This is a genomic window from Herminiimonas sp., from assembly GCF_030645555.1.
Taxonomy (GTDB): domain Bacteria; phylum Pseudomonadota; class Gammaproteobacteria; order Burkholderiales; family Burkholderiaceae_D; genus Oxalicibacterium.
Genome location: NZ_JAUSME010000279.1, coordinates 1 through 5,907, shown reverse-complemented (window position 1 = coordinate 5,907; position 5,907 = coordinate 1). Strand labels below are relative to the sequence as shown.

General features: G+C 53.6%; 5 protein-coding genes and 1 pseudogene. All 6 read left to right on the top strand.

Annotation, left to right across the window (positions count from 1 at the left end; genetic code table 11):
* On the top strand, window positions 1-491 hold a 491-nt coding region (rseP, locus tag Q7T06_RS10735), incomplete at its 5' end, for an RIP metalloprotease RseP (protein ID WP_304784472.1).
* A 57-nt stretch (window positions 492-548) separates the two neighbouring features.
* A pseudogene (gene bamA / locus Q7T06_RS10730) lies at window positions 549-2,951 on the top strand (outer membrane protein assembly factor BamA).
* Between the two features lie 41 nt (window positions 2,952-2,992).
* Window positions 2,993-3,526: an OmpH family outer membrane protein gene (locus Q7T06_RS10725; protein ID WP_304784470.1), complete on the top strand. Its 534-nt coding sequence runs from the start codon at window positions 2,993-2,995 to the stop codon at window positions 3,524-3,526.
* A gap of 15 nt (window positions 3,527-3,541) precedes the next feature.
* Window positions 3,542-4,594 (top strand): UDP-3-O-(3-hydroxymyristoyl)glucosamine N-acyltransferase, encoded by a 1,053-nt coding sequence (lpxD, locus tag Q7T06_RS10720; protein ID WP_304784468.1) that lies wholly within the window; start codon window positions 3,542-3,544, stop codon window positions 4,592-4,594.
* Between the two features lie 8 nt (window positions 4,595-4,602).
* On the top strand, window positions 4,603-5,073 hold the full coding sequence (gene fabZ, locus Q7T06_RS10715; RefSeq protein WP_304784466.1) for a 3-hydroxyacyl-ACP dehydratase FabZ: 471 nt from the start codon (window positions 4,603-4,605) through the stop codon (window positions 5,071-5,073).
* Window positions 5,073-5,861, top strand: a complete 789-nt coding sequence (lpxA, locus tag Q7T06_RS10710; RefSeq protein ID WP_304784464.1) for an acyl-ACP--UDP-N-acetylglucosamine O-acyltransferase — start codon at window positions 5,073-5,075, stop codon at window positions 5,859-5,861. Before fabZ ends, lpxA begins: the two co-directional genes overlap by 1 nt.
* Window positions 5,862-5,907 lie beyond the last annotated feature (46 nt).

The following is a 5,907-nucleotide window of genomic DNA, read 5'->3' as shown; positions in this document are numbered from 1 at the left end:
CTGTCACACCGGATGAGGTCAGCAAGGATGGACAGGTGTTCGGCCGCATCAAGGTTGAAGTGCCGATGATGCCGGACATGGTGGTGGCCAGCCAGTCGCCATTTGCCGCCTTGCTCAAGGCGACGGAAAAGACCTGGGATACCAGCGTGATGACGATCAAGATGGTCGGCAAGATGATCGTGGGCGAGGTTTCCTGGAAAAATGTGACTGGCCCGATCACGATAGCCGATTATGCGGGACAGACCGCGCGTATCGGCCTGATCAGTTACCTCAGTTTTATCGCCTTCGTCAGCATCAGTCTGGGTGTCATGAATCTGCTGCCTATCCCGGTGCTCGATGGCGGTCATTTGCTGTATTATGCTGTGGAAGTTTTGACGGGTCGTCCCGTCTCTGAGCGTTTTGGTGCAATTGCCCAGCGCGCAGGGGTGGGAGTATTGATGACCTTGATGCTGGTGGCGGTCTTTAATGACATCAACCGCCTGATTTCCTGAACGAGGCAGTCTTTCCCTGAACCCAAGCCTGACTAGTATCTTAATTTACGATAGCCAATGAAATTATATTCAGAGCGTTTCCCTTTGCCGACATTTCCTCGTCACCTTATCGCTGTTGCGGCCTTTGCACTGTGCTCGGGGTATGCGCAGGCAGCGGATCCTTTCACCGTCAAAGACATCCGCGTGGAAGGCATACAGCGTACCGAAGCCGGTACGGTGTTCAGCTATCTGCCGGTGCGCGTCGGTGAAACGTTCACTGATGACAAAGGTGCGGCCGCGATCAAGGCACTGTATGCAACCGGTTTCTTCAAGGATGTGCGTATCGAGGTCGAGGGAGACGTGCTGGTTGTCTTTGTCGAAGAACGCCCGGCGATTGCCAGTGTCGAATTTTCCGGCACCAAGGAATTCGACAAGGAGCAATTGACCAAGGCATTGAAGCAAATCGGCGTCGGTGAATCGCGCATTTTCGACAAGGCACTGGTGGACAAGGCCGAACAGGAATTGAAACGCCAGTATCTGTCGCGCGGCTTGTATGGTGTACTGATTACGACCACGGTCACGCCAGTGGAGCGCAACCGTGTATCGATCAATTTTGCGGTGGATGAAGGCGATGTCTCCCGTATCAAGAATATCAATATCATCGGCAGCAAGGCTTACAGCGAAAAAGAATTGATCAAGCAGTTGAGCCTGCGTACGCCGGGCTGGTTTACCTGGTATACGAAGGCGGACCAGTATTCGAAGCAGAAACTGGCTGGCGATATCGAGGCATTGAAATCCTTTTACCAGAACCGCGGTTACATCGAAATGCAGATCGAATCGACCCAGGTGTCGATCTCGCCTGACAAGAAGGATATCTACCTCACCATCAACATCAACGAGGGTTAGAAATATACCTTTTCCGGCATCAAGCTCGAGGGTGAAATGTTCGGCCGCGAAGCAGAATTGAATTCGCTGCTGCAACTGAAAAAAGGCGATGTCTACTCAGGCGAAAAGCTGACTGCGAGCACCAAGAACATTTCCGAGCGCATGGGCAATTTCGGCTATGCGTTTGCGAACGTGAATGCGAATCCGCAAATTGATCGCGAGAAAAAGGAAGTCGCATTCACAGTATTGATCGATCCGGGCAAGCGCGTTTATGTACGCAACATCAACATTGCCGGCAATACAAAAACACGCGATGAAGTGATACGCCGCGAGTTGCGCCAGTTCGAGAATTCCTGGTACGACGGCGAAAAAATCAAGCTGTCGCGCGATCGCGTCGATCGCCTCGATTACTTCACCGATGTCACCATAGAAACGCCGGATGTGCCGGGCAAAACCGATCAGGTTGACATCAATCTGGGCGTGACTGAAAAACCGACCGGCAACATTATGCTGGGCGCAGGTTTTTCGAGTAGTGAGAAGCTGTCCCTGAGCGGCGGGATCAATCAGACGAATGCATTCGGCAGCGGCAATACGATAGGCATCGATGTCAATACCAGCCGCTTGAATCGCACGATCGCTGTTTCCAGCACCAATCCTTACTTTACTGATGACGGCATCAGCCGCAGTTATGAAGTATTCCTGCGTACAACCCGCCCGCCGACCATCAATACAAGCGACTACCGGATACGCACTACCGGTGCGAATATTAAATTCGGCGTGCCGTTTTCTGAATTCGATACGATATTTTTCGGCGCCGGTGTTGAGCAGACCAGCGTGGAAACCTACACGGGTGTCAGCAATTACAATGACAGTCCGGACGCATATAAACGTTATGTCGCATCTCTGGATCCAGCTGTAAGAGGCACTACTTACCCGAACTCGCCCAATATTACGACAACTGGCATTCATTCTGCTTCCGCGATCGGTGTGCCTTTGACGGCAGCATGGCAACGCGATAATCGCGATAGTGCACTGGTGCCGACCAAAGGTCGTTATCAACGCGCCAATTTTGAAATTTCGCCTGCCGGAGATTCGACATATTTCCGCACTACCTACCAGCAGCAATACTTCCAGCCTTTGTTCGGCGGCGCTACCACGCTGGCCTTGAATGGTGAAGTCAATTACGGTAAAGGGATGGGCGGTAAAGACTATCCTATCTTCAAGAATTTTTATGCCGGCGGTATCGGCACTGTGCGCGGCTATGAAGGTTCATCCCTGGGGCCCAAGGCCCTGAATGGCGATCCTTTGGGTGGCTCGTCACGGATTATTGCCAATGCAGAATTGCAATTTCCGTTCCCGGGCTCAGGCAATGATCGCAGCCTGCGCTGGTTTACCTTCTTTGATGCGGGTAACGTCTATACAGACGGATTTGGTGGTGATTTCAAGACTTCGATAGGCCTGGGTTTTAGCTGGGTATCGCCTATCGGGCCATTGAAGTTGAGTTTCGGCAAGGCCTTGAATGCAGATGACAGTAGCGATCCTACTAAACGTGACAGAACCCAGGCCTTCCAATTCCAGTTGGGTACAGGTTTCTGATCGCTTGGTGCATAATGCTGATTCAGTAATCGAAATTTGAAATGCGGAGAATTATTTTGAAGTCCTTAGCTAAACTATCAGTAGTATCCCAAGGCTTGACAGCATTGGCCGCAAGCGTGTTTTTGATTTCTGCTGCGCAAGCGCAGGATGCAAAAGTCGGCTTCCTCAATCCTGATCGCGTTATCAGGGAGGCGGCGCCGTACAAGGCGGCAGAAGCCAAGTTGGAGCAGGAGTTTTCCAGGCGCCAGAAGGAGTTGCAGGATTTGGCCAACCGTTTGAAAACACTGGCGGATAAATTCGACAAGGACGCTCCGGTATTGTCGGATTCCGAACGTGCCAAACGTCAGCGTGAGTTGGCTGATGTCGACAAGGATTTCCAGCGCAAGCAGCGTGAATACAAGGAAGACCTGAACCAGCGCCGCAATGAAGAGACGGCAACCGTGTATGAGCGCACTACCAAGGTGATCAAGCAGGTCGCCGAAGCTGAGAAATTCGATATCGTGTTGCAAGATGCGGCTTATGTCAGCCCGCGCATCGACATCACGGATAAAGTAATCAAAGCGCTGGGTAAATAAAATCATAAGGCAACGATGAGCACTCGGCTGGGAGATTTGGTCGAACGCTTGGGGGGCCGGTTGATAGGCAATGCCGACATCGAAGTGGTCGGCATTGCACCGTTAAGCGATGCAAATGCATCGCACATCACGTTTCTCTCCAATCCCAAGTTAAGAGGGCAGGCTGCGCAAACGCATGCGGCCGCCTTGATTTTGTCTGCTGCAGACGATGAAGTCGTGGCTGCAAGTTATCCAGGTGCGCGTATCGTCACCGACAACCCTTACGCGTATTTCGCGCGCGCAGCACAATTTTTCACATCGTTGAATGCGTGGGTAGCACCCGCAGGCATACATCCGACTGCCAGCGTCGACCCGACTGCCAGCGTCGCTGCGAGTGCTTCTATCGGCCCCTATGTGACGATAGAAGCCGGGGCAGTGGTGGAAGACGCTTGCGTGATCGATGCCGGCGGTTTCATAGGGCGTGATGCCCGCGTCGGTGCTGCGACGCATTTCTATCCCAGAGTCACCTTCCTTGCCGGTTGCAGTATGGGCAAGCGCGGGATTATCCATCCCGGAGCCGTGATAGGTGCCGATGGTTTCGGTTTCGCCAATGAAGGCGGCGCATGGATCAAGATTCCGCAAACCGGCGCTGTCCGCATAGGTGATGATGTGGAAATCGGCGCCAATACCTCTATCGATCGCGGTGCGCTGGCCGATACGGTGATTGAAGATGGCGTCAAGCTCGATAATCAAATCCAGATCGGTCACAATTGCCATATCGGCGCACACACTGCGATGGCCGGCTGCGTCGGCGTGGCCGGCAGCGCGACGATAGGCAAATACTGCACGTTTGGCGGCGCTGCGATGGTGCTGGGGCATTTGACCATCGCTGACCACGTGCACATTTCATCCGGCAGCATGGTAACGCGCTCGATACGCGAACCGGGGCAATACACCGGCTTTTACCCCCTGGCAAAAAATGCCGAGTGGGAAAAATCTGCAGTCATCGTGCGCAATTTGGCGACGATGCGTGAGAAAATTCGCGAACTCGGAAAAATAATTAAATCAATCGGTGACAAACAAGAATGAATAACGACATGAAAACACTCGACATCAACCAGATCAAACAATATCTGCCGCATCGCTATCCGATGCTGCTGGTTGACCGCGTATTGACGTGGGAATCCGGCAAGTCGATTACCGCGATCAAGAATGTCACCGCGAATGAAGAATTTTTCAATGGCCATTTCCCGCACAAGCCGGTGATGCCTGGCGTCTTGATGATAGAGGCACTGGCGCAAACGGCAGCCTTGCTGTCGTTCCTGACGATGGGGCAAAAGCCGGATGACAATAGCGTGGTGTATTTCATCGGCATAGATGGCGCACGTTTCAAGCGCCCGGTCGAACCAGGCGACCAGTTGAAAATGGAAGTGGAAATCCTGCGCAACGCACGCGGCATCTGGAAGTACAAGGCCAGCGGTTCTGTCGATGGCCAACTCGCGCTTGAAGCCGAGTTGATGTGCACGATGCGCACCATCAATGATGCGGGCGCAACTGCGGGACAGTAATGGCGCTGATTCATCCAACCGCGATTATTGATCCGAAGGCGCAGCTCGATGCGTCGGTTGAGGTTGGTGCATACTCGATCATCGGCCCGCATGTGAAAATTGCTGCGCGCAGCAAAATCGGTCCGCATGTGGTGATCGAGGGTCATACCAGCATAGGCGCTGACAACACGATATTCCAGTTCGCCTCGATAGGCGCGGCACCGCAAGACAAGAAATACGCTGGCGAGCCTACCCAGCTGACTATCGGCGACCGCAATACGATACGCGAATTCGTCACCATCAATCTGGGCACGACGCAGGACGCGCATGTCACGCGTGTCGGCAGCGACAACTGGATCATGGCTTATGTGCATATCGCACATGATTGCCAGCTCGGCGACCACATCATACTTGCCAATAATGCGACACTGGCCGGTCATGTGCATCTGGAAGACTGGGTATTTCTCGGCGGCTTTACATCAGTGCACCAGTTCTGCCATATAGGCGCGCATGCGATGACGGCATTTACATCCGCCGTCAGCCAGGACATACCGCCGTTCGTGACGGCTGCCGGCAACCGTGCCGTGCCGGCCGGCATCAATAGTGAAGGCTTGAAACGGCGCGGCTTCAGCAGCGAGCAGATCATGGCGATCAAGCGTGCCTACAAAATGATCTATCGTTCCGGTTTGCCGCTCGAAGAAGCCAAGGCTGCGCTGCTGGCTGAAGAGGGCAAGTCACCTGACGCTGCCGTTTACCTGCGCCAGTTGCGCGAATTCATACAAGCATCGCCTCGTGGCATCATCCGCTAACACAGCAGCAAGGACGGCGATCGCGATGGTCGCCGGCGAAACCTCG

Coding starts and splice junctions, on each gene's coding strand:
- Q7T06_RS10725 (WP_304784470.1), top strand. CDS start 2,993: ATGCGGAGAATTATTTTGAAGTCCTTAGCTAAACTATCAGTAGTATCC.
- lpxD (WP_304784468.1), top strand. CDS start 3,542: ATGAGCACTCGGCTGGGAGATTTGGTCGAACGCTTGGGGGGCCGGTTG.
- fabZ (WP_304784466.1), top strand. CDS start 4,603: ATGAAAACACTCGACATCAACCAGATCAAACAATATCTGCCGCATCGC.
- lpxA (WP_304784464.1), top strand. CDS start 5,073: ATGGCGCTGATTCATCCAACCGCGATTATTGATCCGAAGGCGCAGCTC.